The sequence below is a fragment of the Shewanella electrodiphila genome (assembly GCF_023283985.1).
Classification (GTDB): domain Bacteria; phylum Pseudomonadota; class Gammaproteobacteria; order Enterobacterales; family Shewanellaceae; genus Shewanella; species Shewanella electrodiphila.
In genome coordinates, this window is sequence record NZ_JAKIKU010000001.1 from 663,185 (window position 1) to 683,358 (window position 20,174).

16 protein-coding genes are annotated in these 20,174 nt (G+C 40.9%); 11 read left to right on the plus strand and 5 right to left on the minus strand.

Going from position 1 to position 20,174, the window contains the following annotated elements; all coding sequences use genetic code 11:
* Positions 1 to 211: 211 nt before the first annotated feature.
* Both L2737_RS02875 and L2737_RS02880 read right to left on the minus strand, forming a co-directional pair.
* Positions 212 to 1,531 (minus strand): glycoside-pentoside-hexuronide (GPH):cation symporter, encoded by a 1,320-nt coding sequence (locus tag L2737_RS02875; protein ID WP_229368900.1) that lies wholly within the window; start codon positions 1,529 to 1,531, stop codon positions 212 to 214.
* A 64-nt stretch (positions 1,532 to 1,595) separates the two neighbouring features.
* Entirely contained in the window at positions 1,596 to 2,930 is a 1,335-nt protein-coding gene (locus tag L2737_RS02880) for a GH1 family beta-glucosidase (RefSeq protein WP_248954711.1), read from the minus strand.
* A gap of 298 nt (positions 2,931 to 3,228) precedes the next feature.
* On the opposite strand from L2737_RS02880, the gene L2737_RS02885 reads away from it, so the two are divergent.
* From L2737_RS02885 to L2737_RS02915, 7 genes are all read left to right on the plus strand, one after another.
* Positions 3,229 to 4,521: a sugar MFS transporter gene (locus L2737_RS02885; RefSeq protein WP_248954712.1), complete on the plus strand. Its 1,293-nt coding sequence runs from the start codon at positions 3,229 to 3,231 to the stop codon at positions 4,519 to 4,521.
* Between the two features lie 79 nt (positions 4,522 to 4,600).
* On the plus strand, positions 4,601 to 7,231 hold the full coding sequence (locus L2737_RS02890) for a glycoside hydrolase family 3 protein (protein WP_248954713.1): 2,631 nt from the start codon (positions 4,601 to 4,603) through the stop codon (positions 7,229 to 7,231).
* Positions 7,232 to 7,364: 133 nt separating this feature from the next.
* Positions 7,365 to 9,431 (plus strand): glycoside hydrolase family 16 protein, encoded by a 2,067-nt coding sequence (locus L2737_RS02895; protein WP_248954714.1) that lies wholly within the window; start codon positions 7,365 to 7,367, stop codon positions 9,429 to 9,431.
* Between the two features lie 309 nt (positions 9,432 to 9,740).
* On the plus strand, positions 9,741 to 10,559 hold the full coding sequence (gene cysQ / locus L2737_RS02900; protein ID WP_229368896.1) for a 3'(2'),5'-bisphosphate nucleotidase CysQ: 819 nt from the start codon (positions 9,741 to 9,743) through the stop codon (positions 10,557 to 10,559).
* Between the two features lie 147 nt (positions 10,560 to 10,706).
* The gene (mak, locus tag L2737_RS02905; RefSeq protein ID WP_248954821.1) at positions 10,707 to 11,606 is read left to right on the plus strand and encodes a fructokinase; all 900 of its coding nucleotides are present in this window, start codon (positions 10,707 to 10,709) and stop codon (positions 11,604 to 11,606) included.
* A 437-nt stretch (positions 11,607 to 12,043) separates the two neighbouring features.
* Positions 12,044 to 12,589 carry a YdcF family protein gene (locus L2737_RS02910; protein ID WP_346349185.1) on the plus strand — a complete coding sequence of 182 codons (546 nt, stop codon included), beginning with the start codon at positions 12,044 to 12,046 and terminating at the stop codon, positions 12,587 to 12,589.
* A complete protein-coding gene (locus L2737_RS02915) occupies positions 12,582 to 13,283 on the plus strand; it encodes a DUF2982 domain-containing protein (protein ID WP_248954716.1) in 702 nt (233 codons plus the stop codon). The genes L2737_RS02910 and L2737_RS02915 overlap by 8 nt, the downstream gene beginning before the upstream one ends.
* A 22-nt stretch (positions 13,284 to 13,305) precedes the next feature.
* On the opposite strand, the gene L2737_RS02920 is transcribed toward L2737_RS02915, so the two are convergent.
* From L2737_RS02920 to galE, 3 genes are all read right to left on the minus strand, one after another.
* The gene (locus L2737_RS02920; RefSeq protein ID WP_248954717.1) at positions 13,306 to 13,737 is read right to left on the minus strand and encodes a bactofilin family protein; all 432 of its coding nucleotides are present in this window, start codon (positions 13,735 to 13,737) and stop codon (positions 13,306 to 13,308) included.
* Between the two features lie 159 nt (positions 13,738 to 13,896).
* Positions 13,897 to 14,391: a ferredoxin-type protein NapF gene (gene napF / locus L2737_RS02925; protein WP_248954718.1), complete on the minus strand. Its 495-nt coding sequence runs from the start codon at positions 14,389 to 14,391 to the stop codon at positions 13,897 to 13,899.
* 35 nt (positions 14,392 to 14,426) lie between these two features.
* Positions 14,427 to 15,440, minus strand: a complete 1,014-nt coding sequence (gene galE, locus L2737_RS02930; protein ID WP_248954719.1) for a UDP-glucose 4-epimerase GalE — start codon at positions 15,438 to 15,440, stop codon at positions 14,427 to 14,429.
* A gap of 352 nt (positions 15,441 to 15,792) precedes the next feature.
* On the opposite strand from galE, the gene phhA reads away from it, so the two are divergent.
* The 4 genes from phhA to L2737_RS02950 all read left to right on the plus strand — a co-directional run bounded on the left by phhA (position 15,793) and on the right by L2737_RS02950 (position 20,107).
* The gene (phhA, locus tag L2737_RS02935; RefSeq protein ID WP_346349186.1) at positions 15,793 to 16,599 is read left to right on the plus strand and encodes a phenylalanine 4-monooxygenase; all 807 of its coding nucleotides are present in this window, start codon (positions 15,793 to 15,795) and stop codon (positions 16,597 to 16,599) included.
* 50 nt (positions 16,600 to 16,649) lie between these two features.
* Entirely contained in the window at positions 16,650 to 16,988 is a 339-nt protein-coding gene (locus tag L2737_RS02940) for a 4a-hydroxytetrahydrobiopterin dehydratase (protein WP_102526296.1), read from the plus strand.
* Positions 16,989 to 17,207: 219 nt separating this feature from the next.
* Positions 17,208 to 18,749: a transcriptional regulator TyrR gene (tyrR, locus tag L2737_RS02945; RefSeq protein ID WP_102526297.1), complete on the plus strand. Its 1,542-nt coding sequence runs from the start codon at positions 17,208 to 17,210 to the stop codon at positions 18,747 to 18,749.
* A 371-nt stretch (positions 18,750 to 19,120) separates the two neighbouring features.
* Complete coding sequence (locus L2737_RS02950; protein ID WP_102526298.1) at positions 19,121 to 20,107, plus strand: fumarylacetoacetate hydrolase family protein; 987 nt, start codon at positions 19,121 to 19,123, stop codon at positions 20,105 to 20,107.
* Positions 20,108 to 20,174: the final 67 nt, after the last annotated feature.

The window sequence follows — 20,174 nt, forward strand, 5'->3', positions numbered from 1 at the left end:
TCTAGCTAATGATGAGAGTCAAAACGTCGGTTAGACTAGCATGAACTATTTAGCACATTCATTAAAAAACGGTTTTATTTGACGAACATTAATAAATCAGTTCGCCAAATAAACAGTATTATCTGTTGTGCTTATCAATTATATCAAGCTCTGTAATTAATAAGTTTCTACAATTTATGAATATATATTCATTAGTGACTATTGAGCATATTTATTGTGTAATTGCAGCGTGCACTTTCTCAACTTGTTCATTGTCTAACTTGTACCATTTCATGACGATAGCCACGATAATTGATCCCACTGCAGGGTAGATAGTAAATGAAATCAAAATCCCTTGTTGAGTTGCTTGGGTTTGTTCAACATCAGCTTGGTAACCATATAATGCCAGCAACCAACCAGCGGCTGCACCACCAATCGCAACACCTAACTTGATAAAGAAAATAACTGAAGAATAAATCATTCCGGTAATTCTTACGCCAGTCTTAAACTGACCGTAGTCAACTACGTCTGCCATTTTCGCCCATAGTAGTGGGGTGCCCATATTAAACGTAAAGCCCCACACTATAAATAGTGCAAATGCGAGTTCAACTTGGTCGCCTGAGACAAAATAGGCCGCAATACACAGAGCAGCAGCAATGAATTGAATGGTGATATAAGCTTTGACCTTACAGACTCGTTTAGCTAAAGGCTCAGCTAAAATACAGCCAAATATATTACCAATCATACCAAGAGTAATGAATAAAGTGATTGAGTCTGGCATATGCAAATAATACTTAACGTAATAGATTGCTAAGCTGGTTTTAAGCACCATGCCTGATAACAGCCATATAGCGGCTATAGATAGAATACGCCACTGATCGTTTTGCCACAGTAACTTGAAATCTCTTTTAAAGCTTAAGTTTTGATCTTTCGGCGGGTGTAAGCGCTCTTTTGTGCCAAGAAAACACAGAATAAACATCACCACGCCCAATGCGCTCATTGCTGCAATGGTCAGTTGATAACCTTTAGCTTGATCGCCTTGGCCGAAATATTCAACTAAAGGTAATGTTAATCCTGACACCATTAAACCGCCAATCATGGCAAACACAAAGCGGTAAGACTGTACTGAAACTCGCTCTTTGGGATCGGCTGTTAATACACCACCTAATGCACAATAAGGAATGTTGATCGCGGTATAGACCATCATTAATGCTGTATAGGTGACAAAGGCGTAAATCATTTTGCCTTCTTCAGCTAAGTCAGGTGTCGTAAATGCTAAAACACTAATTAAGCCAAAAGGCAGAGCAAACCACATAAGGTAAGGACGGAATTTACCCCATTTGGTTTCTGTTCTATCAGTGAGTGCGCCCATTAAGGGGTCGGTTATTGCATCGATAAAACGAACAGCCAGAAACATTGTGCCGACAAATGCAGGTGAAATACCAAATATGTCAGTATAAAAAAACGTAAGAAATAACATCACCGTTTGGAAAACGATATTACTGGCTGTATCACCTAATCCATAGGCTATCTTCTCTTTAACGCTAATCATGCAAACCTCTTTCGGGTTATTATTTTTCTAATGTAGGGTGTTGGGCATTATTTTTATTTTGCTATTATTCAGCTCTTTGGCTGATAAAGTCGCGGTAGGCAAGACCACTGTGTTTTATTGTTCGTTTTTGTGTTTGGTAATCAACATACACTATCCCAAAGCGTTTTAAATAGCCCTCTGCCCATTCAAAATTATCCATTAAGCTCCATGCAAAATAACCATCGATTTTAACGCCTTGCTCAATAGCATCATTAACCGCATTTAAATGCGCTTGGTAATATTCAAGTCTGTCTAAATCATTTACCGCGTCATCAACAATTTTATCATCCATAGCTGCGCCATTTTCAGTGATGTAAATTGGCGGTAATGTATAGGTGTTATGTAAGCTAGTTAATAAGTCGGTGAAGGCAGCAGGGTAAATTTCCCAACCGATATCAGTTTTAGGGGCATCTTTCATATCAATTTGTTCAAACTGGTTTTCACTGCAAGCTTGATACACGGCTCGGGTATAAAAGTTAATTCCTAAAAAGTCGATTGGTTGACTAATAATGTCCATGTCCCCAGGTTCAATATCTGGTTTGTCACCGTCATCAAAATCATTAATTATTTCAGGATATTTACCATTCATTATTGGTTTTATATACCACTGATTAAAGTAGTCATCAGCAATTTGGCTGGCTTTGATATCAGCTGGCTTGTCAGAATAAGGGTAACAAGGAGTGAAGTTAAGCACGATACCGTTTAATGCGTTTGGGCAGTTCTTTTGAATCACTTGCATGGCAAGACCGTGAGCAAGCAATAAGTGGTGCGCAGATTTACGACCATAGGCTTTTGTTGCAAGGCCTGGTGCATGAATACCAATCTCATAGCCTAAATAAGAGCTACAAAAAGGTTCATTTAATGTGGCGTAAGAATGTACGCGATCACCAAGTGCTTGAGTGATTTTATCGGCGTAGTCTTGGAAGAGGTAGGCAGTCTTTCTATTTAACCAACCACCTTGATCTTCAATATGTTGTGGTAGATCCCAATGATAAAGCGTGGCATATACCTTTATCCCTCGGGCGATAAGATTATCCATCAAGTTAGTATAAAAGCTCACACCTTCTTGATTGAGGCTACCATCTTGATTAATCACACGCCCCCAAGAAATAGATAATCGATAAGCATCAACTCCCAAAGATTCAATCAGCTCAACATCATCTTTCCATAATGCCACATGCTCGCAAGCTTGTTTGCCGTCAGAACCGTCACGGATTTTGTCTGGTGTTGCGCAGAAGGTATCCCAGATACAAGGTAAGCGAGAATCAGCCGCTCCTTCAATTTGAAAAGAGGCGGTTGCAACACCAAAAGTAAATTCTTTTGAGTGCATTTTAGAATCTGATGGTAATGATATTTTCATATTTATTATTCACTTAATATGTTTCTGATGTAATTCTGCCTACAGCGCTTCAAAGGCCTAAACACAGGCGGTTACTGAGGTGCTGTTACAATTTTTACTGATAAAAATCGTTGACTTTCGTTATCGGTATGTTAAAAATGAAAGCGCTTACATCGAGATTAGTGATTAATTAACCAAACGTCAATAATTGATTTAGATAATTCTCGAAACGGCCTATCCATGTACTACCAAAGATGTAGAACAAGGGTGCTTAGATAGACTTAAACCATAAATACATAATAATTAAAGAGGAAATGTCATGGCTAACGCACCGTTAAATGCAGATGCTGCAGAAATGGGGAGTGTTCATCAAACTGGGAATTTTCGGTTTGCTTTGATGGCATTAACCTCACTATTTTTCATGTGGGGTTTTTTAACCTGTTTAAATGACATCTTAATTCCATATTTAAAAAATATGTTTGAATTAAGCTATACCCAAGCGATGTTAGTTCAGTTTTGTTTCTTTGGCGCCTATTTTATTGTATCAATTCCTGCGGGCTCTTTAGTCGGTAAAATTGGATATCAAAAAGGGATTGTTACCGGACTGGCTATTGCCTGCGCAGGTTGCTTACTCTTTTACCCGTCAGCGAGCTATGCCTCTTATTGGATGTTCTTAAGTGCTTTTTTTGTATTAGCATCGGGTATCACCATATTACAAGTTGCCGCTAATCCTTATGTGAGTGCATTAGGCCCTGCAGAAACCGCGTCTTCAAGATTAACCATGACTCAAGCATTTAATGCGCTTGGTACCACAGTCGCGCCATTTTTTGGCAGTTACTTGATTTTAAGTAATCAACCCCATGAAGCAGCTTCTAGTGCGGCAGAGTCATCTATTGCAGCTGTACATCAAGCTAGTACAGTGCAAGTTCCTTATTTAATGTTAGCTGGCGCCTTGTGTGTGCTAGCGATTATTTTCTTCATTTTAAAGTTACCCGTTCTTGGTATTAGCGAGCAAAAAACCAAACAACAAAAGGGCACAGGTAGTGCGTGGAAATATCCACATTTGGTATTAGGCGCTGTAGGTATCTTTGTTTATGTTGGCGCCGAAGTTGGCATAGGTAGTTTTTTAATTAACTTTTTGACTCAGCCTGACATTGGTGGATTTACTGAATCGCAAGCTGCTAAGTACATTGCTTATTATTTTGGTGGTGCAATGGTTGGTCGCTTTATTGGTGCTTTGGTGATGCAAAAAATAGCTGCAGGCAAAGTGCTAGCATTTAACGCTACCTGCGCAGTTTTATTAGTGGCAGTAGCGATGTTATCTGAAGGCACAACAGCAATGTGGGCATTGCTATTGGTTGGACTATGCAATTCTATTATGTTCCCAACGATCTTTAGCTTAGCGTTAACAGATTTAAAGCAGCATACCAGTCAAGGTTCTGGTGTCTTGTGTTTAGCGATTGTTGGTGGTGCGATTGTCCCATTATTGCAAGGCATGCTAGCTGATACCTTTGGCATTCAATTGGCGTTTGTTTTACCGCTAGTGTGTTACGCCTTTATTGCTTATTACGGTTTAGTGGGCAGTAAAGCTAAACGCCCAGAAGCTGCGTAATATTCGACTGAAACGCTAAATGATGAAACATTTAAAAACAAATATAGAATTTATGACAAGAATACATAAGGCAAATTTTATGAAAAAGGCAAATAAGGTTATCGCAAGGAAGCAATTAGCATTGCCACTGCAAGTATTAACCGTATTGATGGGGCTATCGGCTTGTTCAGGTGAAAACAAGGATGTGCCAATGGCATCTGTTAAAGCGGATAAACAGCCTGTGGTTGAAGTAGAAATTGCAGCCAAAACCACTGACGTAGCGACAGTAAATAATATTGATATTTGGCCAAAGCTTGCGATTCCATTAGCGAAAGATGCTGAACTTGAACAGCGCATTTCATCGTTAATGGAAAAAATGACCTTAGAGCAAAAAATTGCTCAGATGATCCAGCCTGAAATCCGTGATATCACCGTTGAAGATATGCGTAAGTATGGATTTGGTTCTTATTTGAATGGCGGCGGAGCTTATCCAAATGATGATAAACACGCAACACCTGCGGACTGGATTAAGTTAGCTGAAGATATGTACCAAGCATCTATGGACGACAGCGTTGATGGTATCGCTATTCCAACAATGTGGGGAACCGATGCGGTTCATGGTCATAACAATGTCATTGGTGCTACCTTGTTTCCCCATAACATTGGTTTGGGTGCGGCGAATAATCCAGACTTGATCCGTGATATTGCTGCCATTACAGCCAAAGAAGTAATGGTAACAGGTATTGATTGGGTGTTTGCTCCAACGGTTGCGGTTGTAAGGGATGATCGCTGGGGAAGAACCTATGAAGGTTACTCAGAAGATCCACGCATTGTTAAAGCTTACTCGCACTCGATTGTTGAAGGTTTGCAGGGAAAAGTCGGTGATGACTTTTTATCTGACCAACATGTCATTTCAACGGTAAAACATTTCTTGGGTGATGGTGGAACAGAAAAGGGTATTGATCAGGGGCAAAACCTAGACTCAGAGCAAGACTTATTTGATATCCATGCTCAGGGTTATGTTGGCGGTTTAACTGCTGGCGCGCAAACCGTCATGGCGTCATTTAATAGCTGGCAAGGTAAAAAAATCCACGGCGAAAAATACCTACTTAATGATGTATTAAAAGACAAAATGGGTTTTGATGGTTTTGTGGTAGGTGACTGGAACGGTCATGGCCAAGTTGACGGCTGTACTAATGAATCATGTGCTCAAGCTGCCAATGCAGGCCTAGATGTATTCATGGTGCCAACCAGTGCTTGGAAACCTCTTTACGAAAACACTATTGCCCAAGTTAAAGATGGCGAAATTAGTCAAGCACGTGTTGATGATGCTGTAAGACGTATTCTTAGAGTTAAATTCAGAGCTGGTTTATTTGAAAAGCCAAGTCCTGCTAATCGCGCTATTTCAGGCAAAACAGAATTAATTGGTGCTAAAGCGCATCGAGATGTCGCAAGACAAGCGGTGCGTGAGTCACTAGTACTGCTTAAAAATAACGCTAACATTTTACCATTAGCGCCAAATTCCAAAGTTTTAGTGGCGGGTGATGCAGCCGATAATATCGGTAAGCAATCTGGTGGTTGGAGTATTACTTGGCAGGGTACTGATAACTTAAATGAAGATTTCCCAGGTGCAACTTCGATTTTTGCGGGTATTGAGCAAACTGTGGATGCTGCGGGTGGTCAAGCTTGGTTAAGTGTTGATGGTCAATTTGACGCAACAAACAAACCTGATGTGGCAATTGTGGTATTTGGTGAAGAGCCGTATGCAGAAGGTAATGGCGACATTGATAACCTTGAATACCAACGTGGAGATAAGCGTGATTTAGCTTTACTGCAATCATTAAAATCTCAGGGTATTCCTGTGGTTTCAGTATTTATCAGTGGCCGTCCTATGTGGGTTAACCCTGAATTAAACGCATCAGACGCCTTTGTCGCTGCTTGGTTACCTGGCACAGAAGGTGATGGCGTAGCTCAAGTACTTTTCACTGAGATAGATGGAAAAGTCAATGCTGACTTTGTCGGTAAGCTATCTTTCTCATGGCCAACAACGCCGCAGCAAACGTCGGTTAATGTGAATGATGAAGACTACCAACCCTTATTTGCCTATGGTTATGGTCTTAAATACGGTGAAAAAAGCCAGGTGTCAGATACGCTTTCAGAAGATAACTTTGCATCTGACGCTAAGCTTGAAACGTTAGCCTTATTTGAGCGAGCTGTAAAAGCACCTTGGAAACTGATTATTGGTACAGAAACCTCAATGGAGACAGTAAGTAGCAGTATTCAAAAAAATGATGCATTGACCTTAAGAACCTTTGATAAAGCAGTGCAAGAAGACGCAAGGTTAGTGAACTTTAACGGAACAGGCATGGGCTTTGTTGGGTTAATCAGTAACTTCCCACGTGACTTACGTGCTTATTCAAACAGTAATGCCGCTTTATCTGTATTAATTAAAACCACCAACAAGGTTGAAAAACCGGTCATGTTAGGTGTGGCGTGCGATAGAGATTGCCGCGCAGATGTTGATATTGCAGGAGCCTTAAATGAGTCAGTTGGAACTTGGCAAACTATTAGTGTTGATTTGAAGTGTTTTGCAAATCAGCAAGTTGAGTTTGGCAATATCAATACACCTTTCTATATTGCGACAGAAGGTAAAGCCGAAATTAATTTCAGTGATTTACTGATTGTGCCTAATGCGGCTAATGACGCCACGATTACCTGTCCAGCGCCTTAATTAATCTTTGCCAGTTGATTGTTAAGACAATCAACTGGCAATAACTCCTGCACTGTTGTGAACTTGCAATTAACTTTGTAAGGGATTTTGTTGGATTTTTTTCAAGTCATTTTACTATTTCCTTGGGGGGAAAATGAAAAAATTAACATCAACTTTAACCTTCACCAGTATGAGTATCGCCGCAGCATTGCTAGTTGGTTGTGGTTCAGATAGCTCAACAGAAAATGATATTACACCGGTTGATAACACCGTCGAACAGCCACAAGAAAGCCTGTGGACATTAGTTTGGAGTGATGAGTTTGACGGAACTGCGATTGATCTAGAAAAATGGAATCTTGCCCATAACTGTTATGGCGGGGGCAATGAAGAACATCAGTGTTATACCCAGCGTGATGAAAACAGCAAAGTAGCTGATGGCATGTTAGTGATAACGGCTGAGCGAGAAGATTTTAGCGGTCCAGCCGTGGCTTTAGGCGATCCTAATTACGATGCAACCGATACATCTAAGCAGCAACCTTATACCTCGGCAAGATTAGATTCCACCCATAAAGGGGATTGGAAATACGGCCGTTTTGAGATCCGCGCCAAAATGCCTCAAGGCCAAGGAACGTGGCCTGCAATCTGGATGTTACCGACGGATTGGGTGTATGGCCCTTGGGCGGGGTCGGGCGAAATCGACATCATGGAAGCGGTGAATTTAAAAGTAGTTACCGAAGGTTCTGAGCCTGAGTCTCGTATTCACGGTACTTTGCATTATGGCAAAGCATGGCCTGGAAATGTTTATTCTGGCGCAGAATACTCACTGCCAGAAGGAGCAAACCCTGCTGACGATTTTCATGTGTACGCAGTGGAATGGGAAAAAGATGAGATCCGTTGGTACGTTGATGAGGTACATTTTGCCACTCAAACTTCAGCAGGCTGGTATAGCCAATACACGGATGCAGATGGGAACCTTCAAAGAGCTCCAGAAGATGCGCCTTACAATCAGCCATTTCATATGATTTTAAACCTAGCAGTTGGCGGCACGTGGGCGGCGAATGTCAATAATACTGGGGTGGATGAAAGCGTATTCCCACAGACGTTAGAAGTGGATTATGTACGAGTGTATGAATGCAGTGTTTCGCCAGAAACAGGACAAGGCTGTGCGTCTATTAGCGAAAGCGCTGAAATGGTCGAAGGCCATACAGCACCTGAAATCACCACGCCATCGACTGATATTGGAGCTGGGCCAGAATTCATTTTATATGATGATGAGCTCAGCGAAGGGCTAAGCTTAGACAGCTATAACCCTGATGGTTCTGTCACGCTTGCTGCTGTTGAGGTTGAAGGGCGCGGCGAAGTGCTTCAGTTAGACAAGGTTGGCGCAACGGGGAACGCGTATTTTGCATACCCTCCCACGGCTGATTTATCCCATTGGGCGACGAATGGCGTGTTAGTTTTCGATTTGAATGTCATTAGCACCGATAATGACGTGGAACTATTGGTTAAAATAGACAGTGGCTGGCCCAATGTTAGCGACACCAGCGTGGTTTTACCCGAGTTAAATACTTGGAGTGAAATTCGCTTACCTATTGCCGACCTTGTTGCCAGTGGTAATCGATTTTCACCGGGAAGCTTTGTTGATTTAGCCTCGGTAGCCAACCCTTTTGTGATAGAGCCTTTAGGCAATATGAGCCTGCAAATTGATAATGTGCGCTATGAATATGAAGTGTCTCAATCTGATGAATTAATTGTTTATGATGATGCAGTTAAAGCGCCTTTTGAAATTGGTCATTATGCGGCAACAGGGAGTGTTGCAATTGAACAGGTTGATGTTGGTGGTGACAATAATCTTGTGAGCCAATTTAGCTTTAATACTAATGAAGCCGTGGTGTATTTTCAAAGTGCAAATTTTCAGCAAGACGTCAGTAGCTTTAACTTTGTCGAGTTTGATTTGAATGTCACCAGCGACCCACGTGAAGTAAAAGAATTTAATATTAAAGTCGACTGTGGTCATCCATGCAGTTCAGGCGACTTTGCGATTGATGCGCCTGAAATTGGTGTTTGGACTCACTACAAAATAGCGCTTGCAGATGTCGTAGCCAATACAGGTTCTAGTTTAGATTTAACTCAAGTGGATACACCTTTAGTTATCTTTCCTGCATGGGGTAATCAAAGTGGTGTCGTGATGCAAGTTGATAATGTGATGTTGACTAAATAAGTTTGAATACGAATGCAGTCAAGGCGATGAGGGTTTTAAGCTCATCGCTCTTGGCTTACTATCAAGCTGGCGTTACAAATAAGTAACAATAAAGTTTTAGCCTTGAGTGAAATCAGATTACATCACGTTAGAAATCTAGTGTGAGTGAATAAAGAAAACCCGTGGTACAAGCCATTTAATGGCATTAATTTCAATCATGTTAAATGTCTAAGACAAACAAAATAGTTATAAATCTTTAATAAGCAAGATGGCATAATGTATGTTGATAATTTTCTGGCTTAAATGTCGGTATTTTCTAAGGAATTCCCTTTGAGTAATAAAAAATTAGTACAACATACAAGCTTAACTAAAGCACAGCTCGATACCGTCATTACCATTGCCAAGCAGGCAGGTGATGCGATTATGCAAGTGTATTCAAAGCCTGACTTGCAAATTGAGCAAAAGCAAGATGACAGCCCTGTTACGGCAGCCGATATCGCCAGCCATAATGTGATTGTCGCTGAACTTGAAAAACATTTTGTTGATATACCAGTGATGAGTGAAGAAGCTGCTGACATTGATTGGAATGTAAGAAGAAACTGGTCAACCTATTGGTTAATTGATCCATTAGATGGCACCAAAGAATTTATTAAACGCAATGGCGAGTTTACGGTCAACATAGCGCTTATCCATAACGGCAAAGCCGTGGCGGGTGTCGTGTACGCCCCTGTATTAAATAAATGCTACTCAGGCCTCTTAGGCGAGGGTGCATGGTTAGAAAGCAACGCAAAGCAGCAAGTGTTGGATATCAGTCAGCAACAGATTAATGATAAGCCTATTGTGGTCGGTAGCCGTTCACATATTAGCCCTGGCCTTGCTGAATACGTTGCTAATATCGGCGACCACCAAATGCAAAGTGTGGGGAGTTCGCTGAAGTTTTGCTTAGTTGCTGAAGGCAATGCTGATGTATATCCACGTTTAGGCTTAACTAGCGAGTGGGATACCGGTGCGGCGCAAGCGGTATTAGAAAGTGCGGGTGGTCAGGTGCTTATTTACCCTGAACTCACACCGCTTGAGTACAACCAAAAAGAAAATATTTTAAATCCGTATTTTATAGCAGCATCACCAAAATGGTTTGAGCGTACATAGCTTAGTATTGTTTATTGGCTAACATATTTGTGTGTATTGAAGTGGTAGCACACAGAGATTAAGTCATTAAACATTCTATGAGCCATCAGGGTTGCAGCATCAAATGCGTATCGAATGACAGATTATAATTAAATGGAGAGTAAAGCTATGATGCGCATGGGTGTTGATCTTGGCGGGACAAAAATTGAATTAGTGGCATTAGCTGAAGATGGTAGCGAATTGTTTCGTAAACGTGTTCCTACCCCGAGAAATTATCCTGATACCTTAGATGCCATTATTGGTTTAGTAGATGAGGCTGAAGCTGAGACTCAACAAAAAGGCTCGGTTGGCGTTGGGATCCCTGGAGTGGTTTCACCCTTTACAGGGTTAGTTAAAAACTCAAATTCTACTTGGATTAATGGCCATCCATTAGATAAAGATTTAAGTGCACGTCTTGATAGAGAAGTGCGCATTGCAAATGATGCAAACTGTTTTGCTGTATCTGAAGCCGTTGATGGCGCAGCTGCAGGTAAAGGTGTGGTCTTTGGGGTTATTATTGGCACTGGTTGTGGCGGCGGTTTATCGATAAATGGTCGAGTGCATGCTGGCGGCAATGGTATTGCAGGTGAGTGGGGACATAATCCACTGCCTTGGATGACATCTGATGAATTCAACTCCACTTCATGTTTTTGTGGCAATAAAGATTGTATTGAAACCTTTATATCGGGCACGGGTTGGGTGCGAGATTTTCGCCGAGCAGGCGGCGTGGCAGACAGTGGTATTCAAATTTCACAAATGATGGCAGAAGGTGATCCGTTAGCGACCCAAGCATTTGTTCGCTATATCGACCGTTTAGCACGTTCATTAGCGCATCTGATTAATATGTTAGACCCTGATGTGATTGTATTAGGCGGTGGGGTGTCAAATATTGATGCAATCTATACTGAGCTACCAAAAGTGTTACCTAAATACGTAGTCGGCCGTGAGTGCAACACAATTGTGGTTAAGAATGAATTTGGCGCTTCATCAGGTGTTCGTGGCGCTGCATGGTTGTGGGGCAAAGAGTAACGCTTAGTTGGAACTCATCAATTAATAAGCTTTGCCAGTATAAATAGCTGATATTAAGGTGCTCCGTGAGCACCTTTTTTATTGGGTTTATTTGCAAAATCTAATTGAATATCGGTAATTTTCGCAATCTGCTGTCGCAAAAGATACAATACAGCTAATTTACTTTAGTCCCTTCTAATTGAGCAGATAAACAGCAGATGAAATTGATGTTTTGGTTTAAAAAAGGCCTGTCGCAATTTGTAATGCCGGTGCCGTTTATTTTAATTTGTTTATTGTTCGCACTTTTTATTTGGCGTTTTCAGGCTAAAAAATTTAAGTCATTTGGCCAGTTATGTTTATTGGTTGGTATATCCTGCTTAATGCTATTTAGTAACTCTTTCATTTCTGCCAACCTCGCGAACAGTTTAGAGTCAAGATATCCAGTTAACGAGTTACCGTTGACACAAATTAATCATGATGCTTGTTTTGTGATGGTACTGGGATCTGGCCATCGAGATAATAACGCTATCAGTGCAGTTCAGCAATTATCGGCTACCGCTTTGTCAAGACTTTCTGAGGGCATTAGGCAACTGTCGCTTTCAGATAAACAGTGTACTTTAGTGGTGAGTGGCTGGAGCGGCGGCTTAACCCCAACACCACATGCCATCATCATGAAACAAGCGGCAATTGAGCTAGGCGTTAACGAAGATAGCATCGTCACTTTCCCTGATGCACTTGATACCATCGAAGAAGCACGTTCAATGAAAAGCATTGTTGGTAAAAAACCATTTATTTTAGTGACATCAGCGACCCATATGCCTCGCTCGATGATGATTTTTACTGCTAATGAACTCTCACCGGTTGCTGCACCAACTAACTTTTTAAGTTCTCCTGGTTACTGGTGGCGTTTTAGTGCTGGTAACTTGCTTACATCGCAACGCTCCATTCACGAATATATCGGTATTTTATGGATAAAAGTCAAAGGGTTAGTTGCCAATGTCTAATGAAGCAAACCTAGACGATAAAACATTAGTAATCAGTCCATTTGGCAAACGAAATGGCATCACATTGAGTGTTTTTGGCGCAATAGCGCTGATTATCAGCCTGGTATTGTTTATCAATGCCCAGCACCTTTTTGGTATCGGCATTGTGTTATTTGGTTTTGGCAGTGTGAGTTTAATATTAGGGATAGCCAAAGTTAATCAGCCTAAAGCAAGCTTTAAACTGACCGAGACGGGACTAGATTACTTTCATCAACGTGGCACAGTGCATGTTAGTTGGGACAATATTCAACGTGTTGATGTATCTAGAGTGACACAAAACCTTGAGTTAATCGAACTGCCTTATATTGGTTTTAAATTAAAGCAAATTAATCCGATTTTAGATTGTATTTCACCGAGGTTGGCAACCGGGTTATTAGGGGAACAACGTCCGTTATTAATGACAGCTGCGACACAAGATGAAGATTTACAGAGTCTAGAAACGTATCTTGGGGCTGAATTTACCCCATTAGTGGTGAACGGGGATCGCTATCGAGGTGTATTAGCGATGTTCGGGCATCGTTGTCAAACCCTAGAAAGTCATTTGGGGTTTCATCTGTATATTTCGATCGATAGTCTTGATAGACCACCCGCAGAGTTCGTTGAGCTACTTCGCGAGTGGCAGCAAGTGTATTTTATCAATACAAACGATAACTAAATTATTAGTTTTTAGCTGTCAGTTACGCGTTAACTGCTGACAGCTGAGGGTTATCAGTTGATTTATCAGCTTCTGGGCTAACCACTTTTTCATTAAGCAAGCTCTTGTATTCTAGGCTTTCGTCATAGGCCTTACGGTAGCCAATAAACTGCCCATTATCTAATATTTCCATACGTTTACTGTACACTTCACCGTCAAAGGTTCCCGTGTTAGTAATCGAAAGCTTCTCACAAGTTATATTGCCATTTATTAAGCCTGAAACGGTGGCTTCAACACAGACTACGCCACCTGTAATCACGCCAGAAGGTTCTACAGTTACATTGCCTGATGCACGAATTTCACCATTGATTTTACCCGCGATGAGTACATCTCCAGCGACTTTAATATTACCCGTTAATTCACAATCATTAGCGATGAAACTTAAGTTACTGGTAGGGCTTTTTTTACTAAACATGTAGGCTCTCTTTTTTCGCAAATTAGTCCACTATACATAAGCGACCGAAATGGCTTTATTATAAAAATTAACATTAATATAACGGCAAATAAAATCAAAAAAAACCATTATATTTTGACGACACTGACTTTTTCTGACGCTGCTCAGTAGAAATCACCATTAATCGCCGATTTTTGACTCATTGATACTAATTGACACTGATGGACAAGGCGAAACACAAGCGCCGCATCCAGTACAAGCTTCAGTATCAATAATTGGTTTTGGTACCTGGCCAACCGCCATCTTAAAACTAATCGCTCCTGGGTCGCATGCATCTTTACAGCTTTGACACCAAACCCCTTTATAGGTCAAACAAGAGTCATTAATAGTCGCTTTAATCGTCCATGGTTGCTCTTGAGCTAGGTCAAAAATGGGCTCTTTACACACAGTGGCACACTGCTGACAAAAGGTGCATTCTTCTTCAGTAAATTTGATTTCCGGAAAACCGCCGTCGCCTTTAACTAATACCTTGGTCTCGCATGCGTCGATGCAGGCATTACAGCGGGTGCACTCATCGGTAAATTCAATATCAGACTTTACCCAAGGTGGTCTTTGCGCATCAAATTTTTTACGACGAAATAAGTTTCTGCGACTGTGATTAATTGATTGGCTCATATTTCTTCCGGTAACACAAAATAGATTAAGTTAGGCTAATCGTTATAACCATTAGGGTTCTTAGATTGCCACAACCAACTGCTTTCAACCATTGATTCAAGCGTGTGCAATGGTTGCCAGTCTAATTCTTCATAAGCAAGGCTTGCATCGGCAAAATATGCAGCAAGATCGCCATCACGGCGTGGGGCAAAACGATAGGGGATCTGTTTACCGCTGACCAGTTCAAACGCTTTAATGATTTCGATAACACTGTAGCCCCTTCCTGTGCCTAAGTTATAGGTCACTATGCCAGGTTGCTCTGATAACTTTTGTAACGCTTGTAAATGACCTTGAGCTAAATCAACGACATGAATGTAATCGCGAATTCCGGTGCCATCTGGCGTTAGATAATCATTACCGAATATTTTTAGCTCAGGGATATTCCCCACAGCAACTTGGCAGATAAATGGCATCAAATTATTGGGTATATCAGCTGGATCTTCACCAATTAAACCACTTTGATGGGCGCCAACCGGGTTAAAGTATCTCAGTACGGCAATATTCCACTGATTATCGGCCACCTGTAAGTCTCGTAACAGTTGTTCAACCATTAATTTTGACTGCCCATAAGGATTGGTTGCACCTGTGCTGAAGTCTTCACGAATAGGTAAACCTTCAGGGATGCCATAAACGGTCGCGGACGAACTGAACACCAGCTGTTTTACGTTATGCTCAGCCATCACCTGACATAAAATAATGGTGCCAGTGACATTGGTTTCGTAATACTGCAGAGGCTTAATAACAGACTCACCTACAGCTTTAAGACCTGCAAAATGAATCACTGATTCAATAGGGTGATCGGTAAAAATCTTATGTAATAGGGCTTTATTAAGCACACTGCCTTGGTAAAAAACACAGGCTTTACCAGTTATGGTTTCGATACGCTCAAGGGCGTTAACGTTGGCGTTCGATAGATTATCTACGATAATGACTTGCTGATCGGCATTCAAAAGTTCAACAACAGTATGGCTTCCTATGTACCCAGCACCGCCTGTAACTAAAATTGCCATGGTCTTTCCTTAACGCTGTCGTACGACAAACTATTCGATTGAATTATACAATTAAACTTATTGTACTGAAGTTATCGAGCTGAATATAACATTTGTTGTCTTTTATCTATTTTAGCGTCTCAGCTAGAAGCTAAAGCAAAATGCCAACAAAGTGATTTTGAAGTTGGTGTCTCGTTTGTCAAACATTAACTACATTTTAGTTTATTGATTTTAAAAGAGTAATTTTATAATTATGGTAACTTGTAGTGAATAGTTTACGTTTATTGCTACCACATGGACCAAGAATAAACCCTGAGGTTGTTAACAAATTTGAAACCTTAGCACACTATGAAGGGAGAGCAGTTTACGTAAAGTGAAACTTATGAGCAAAGCAACAAACTATACCGCTAAGATCCCTGACAATCAGGGCTATATTCAATACACAGATGAAGAACATGATGTATGGCATCAACTGTATCAGCGACAAGCCATCAATATGCCTGGCCGCGCTTGTGATGCCTACATGCAAGGATTGGATGCTTTGGCTATGCCAAGCAACCGAGTGCCACAATTAAAAGAAATCGATAAGGTGCTACTTGAGGCAACTGGCTGGACAACGGCTGGCGTGCCTGCACTTATTTCATTTGGAAAGTTCTTTGAGCTGTTGGCAAATAAACAATTCCCAGTGGCGACATTCATTCGCACTAAGGAAGAGTTTGATTACTTACAAGAGCCTGATATTTTTCATGAAATCTTTGGTCATTGCCCATTATTAACCAACCCTTCATTTGCGCGTTTTTCGCATATTTATGGTCAATTAGGGTTAGCTGCGACAAAAGAAGAGAGAGTCTTTTTAGCGAGACTTTATTGGTTCACTGTAGAGTTTGGCTTAGTAAAAGGTGCAGATGGCGAATTGAATATTTACGGCGGCGGCATTTTAAGCTCTCCCGGTGAGACCTTATATGCATTAAGCGATGAACCTGAGCGTAAGCCATTTGATCTGATTGAAGTGCTAAGAACGCCATATCGCATCGATATCATGCAGCCTGTTTATTACGTTATCGACAGTGTTGATTATCTTGATGAAATTGCCAAGATGGATATTATGGCAGCCGTGACTGAAGCACGTAAGTTGGGACTGCTTGAACCCAAATTTGCACCCAAAACCATTGCCAGTTAAGCGACAGAATTAAATTTAATAAGAATAAATTACTTTACCCAGGAGTTGTTATGTCTGATTTATCAGAGTTGAAATGTGAAGCTTGCCAAATTGATGCCCCGAAAGTAACTGAGCAAGAAATGGTTGAGTTCAGTAAAATGGTACCTGAATGGCGTGTTGAAAATCGCGATGGTATTAATCAACTAGAACGCGTGTATAAGTTTAAAAACTTCAAACTTGCGATGGTATTTACTAATCAATTAGCCGAGCTTGCTGAAGCAGAATTTCATCACCCAGGAATTTTAACTGAATGGGGAAAAGTCACGGTAACGTGGTGGTCACATTCAATAAAAGGCTTACATAAGAATGATTTCATCATGGCGGCGAAAACAGACCAGTTAATTGGTTAATTATCTTCATCATGAATTTCAGCAGGTTACGTTAACGTAACCTGCTATAATACTTCCCCTGTTACAATTCCACTGTAAACAACACTTGCCACACGCCTCATAACCTTTTAACGTATCGCTCACAAATAAAGAAGGATGGTATTTCTCATTATTTTTAAATGAGATTTTCATTAATCCTCGTATATTCCAGAAAAAATGACTGATAGGGAATAGTTGTATATGCGTTTGGAAGTGAGCTGTTTAGATCGCATCGGCCTTGCGAAAGATATTCTCGAAGTGCTAGAAAATTATGGCATTAACTTAATTGCAATTGATGCCAGTAACCGGGGATTTCTATACTTACAATTTGCTGAAATCGGTTTCGAAACCTTAAGCGAATTAATGCCTCTTATTCGTAAAGTAGAAAGCGTACATGATGTTCGTACTGTCTCGTTTATGCCCTCAGAGCAAGAACATTATGCGTTAAAAACCTTATTAAAAACCTTACCTGATTCTGTGTTCTCCATCAACGCTAAAGGACGTATTCGTATTGTAAACGAGTCGGCTTTATTGACGTTAAATATGCAAGAACATGAAGTGATTGATGAGTCGTTAAATCATTGGGTGCAAGGATTTAACTTTTCGCGTTGGTTAACCGAAGCCCCAGTGCTTGCACAAGCTACACGGGTTCAAATTGGTACCAATGAATACTTAGCCGAAATGCTGCCGATTTATCTACCCGATGAAAATAATGCCAGCATTCTTGCGGGCGCAGTGGTGTCACTTAAATCTCCAGCAAGAGTCGGTAAGCAATTCAATGCATTACAGAATCAAACCACTGGTTTTGATAATGTATTGGCTGTTAGCGATAAAATGAAAGATGTGCTTAAGCAAGCTAAGCGAATGGCGCAACTTGATGCACCGTTACTCATCACTGGTGAAACGGGCACAGGTAAAGAGTTAATGGCGAAAGCCAGCCATGATGCCAGCATGCGACGTGAACACCCCTTTATCCCAATTAATTGCGCCGCGCTCCCAGACAGTGTTGCCGAAGAAGAGTTATTTGGCTTTGTTTCTAATGAAGGCCAAGTCGTTAAACGCGGTTTGTTTGAAGAAGCAAAGGGCGGTACGGTATTTTTAGATGAAATCGCTGAAATGTCGAAAGCGGCGCAAGTTAAATTACTGCGTCTGTTGCAAGACGGTACATTTAGACGTATCGGCGGTGATGAAGAAGTGCGTGCTGATGTACGTATTATTTGTTCAACCCAGAAGAATTTAGCTGAGTTATGTCAATCAGGTGAGTTTAGAGAAGATTTATATTATCGCATTCACGTCTTGAGCTATCACATGCCATCTTTGCGTGAGCGTAAAGTCGATGTTATACCGTTAACGGAGATGTTCTTAGAGCATTACAGCCAGCAACTCTCTAGTCCGCTTCGACGTATTTCTGCCAGTTGTCGTGATTATCTGTTCACTTACGCTTGGCCTGGCAATGTTCGCCAATTAAAAAATGCGATATTTAGAGCTGTTTCAATGTGGGATGGCTCTGCGGAGTTAACCGTTGAACAATTAAAACTGCCATCTTATGCAGAAGGTTTTGGTTACTTTGACGAAGAGTTCGAAGGCAGTTTAGATCAAGCCATGAAAGAATATGAAGCAAGCTTACTAAGGCGCTTATATCCTGCTTACCCAAGTACGCGTCAATTGGCGAAAAAACTGGGGGTTTCCCACACCGCAATTGCTAATAAATTACGAGATTACAAAATTACCAAAAAACGATAATTAGCGGTAAAGGTCAATGTGTAGAAACTGAGACTCAAATCTTGTGTAACGATTTAATGCCAGCAATACGCTGGCATTGTCGTGTTTTCAAGACGTTTATTGCTTTAATTGGCATTATCTTGAGCAATGTATCAAAAGGTTTACAAAACCTAGGCTACCTTGCAAAAATGTGATTTGCCTCACGCTATATTAATTTGGCTAAGCTTAAGGTATTTCTAGCCTTAAGAAGGCTATTTTTGTTGGTATTAACCTGCGATGTGTATCGGTTAAAAGTGGAACATAAGCTATGTTTTATTCAGCTACACACTCAGCAGTGATGACAATTTTATTTATTTGATATCAACCTTATTTGTACCTATTTAGGAGTCAGAATGAAACTTGCAAGTTATAACAACGGTCGCCGCGATGGCCAGCTGATGTTGGTTAGCAAAGATTTAACTAAAACCGTTGCAGTACCTGCTATTGCGAAAACAATGCAACAATTACTTGATGCATGGGATTTACTGAATCCTCAGCTACAAGAGCTGTATGAAGCGTTGAATGCGGGTCAAATGGATAATGCAGTGGATTTTGACGAAGCACGTTGTTTATCGCCTTTACCACGCGCATACCAATGGGCTGATGGCAGTGCTTATGTAAACCATGTGGAATTAGTGCGTAAAGCCCGTGGCGCTGAAATGCCAGAAACATTCTGGACTGACCCACTGGTTTATCAAGGTGGTTCTGATTGCTTTATTGGCCCTAAAGCTGATATTGAAATGGCCAGTGAAGAATACGGTATTGATTTTGAATCTGAAATAGCAGTGATCACTGATGATGTAAAAATGGGCGTTGGCGCTGAAAATGCACAGCAACACATAAAATTATTGATGCTGGTTAATGACGTTTCACTGCGTAACCTTATTCCAGGTGAACTCGCTAAAGGGTTTGGTTTTTTCCAATCTAAGCCATCAAGCGCATTTTCGCCAGTGGCGATTACCCCTGATGAATTAGGTGAAAAATGGCAAGACAGTAAAGTCCATTTACCACTCGTTACCCATCTAAATGGTGAGCTGTTTGGTCGTCCAAATGCTGGTGTTGATATGACATTTGATTTCAGTCAATTAGTGGCTCATGTTGCTAAGACTCGCCCACTATGTGCTGGCGCTGTGATTGGTTCAGGCACAATTTCTAATTATGATCGTAGTGCTGGTTCAAGCTGCTTGGCTGAAAAACGCATGTTAGAAATCATTGCTGATGGCAAACCTAGCACACCATTTATGCGTTTTGGTGATACAGTGCGCATCGAAATGTTCGATGACAATGACAGCAGCATATTCGGTTCGATTGATCAGAAAGTTGTTGAATATAAAGGCTAGTACCTTTAGTTGTATATCATTAAGATAAGATATTTACCAAAAAGCAATAGCGATTCGTTATTGCTTT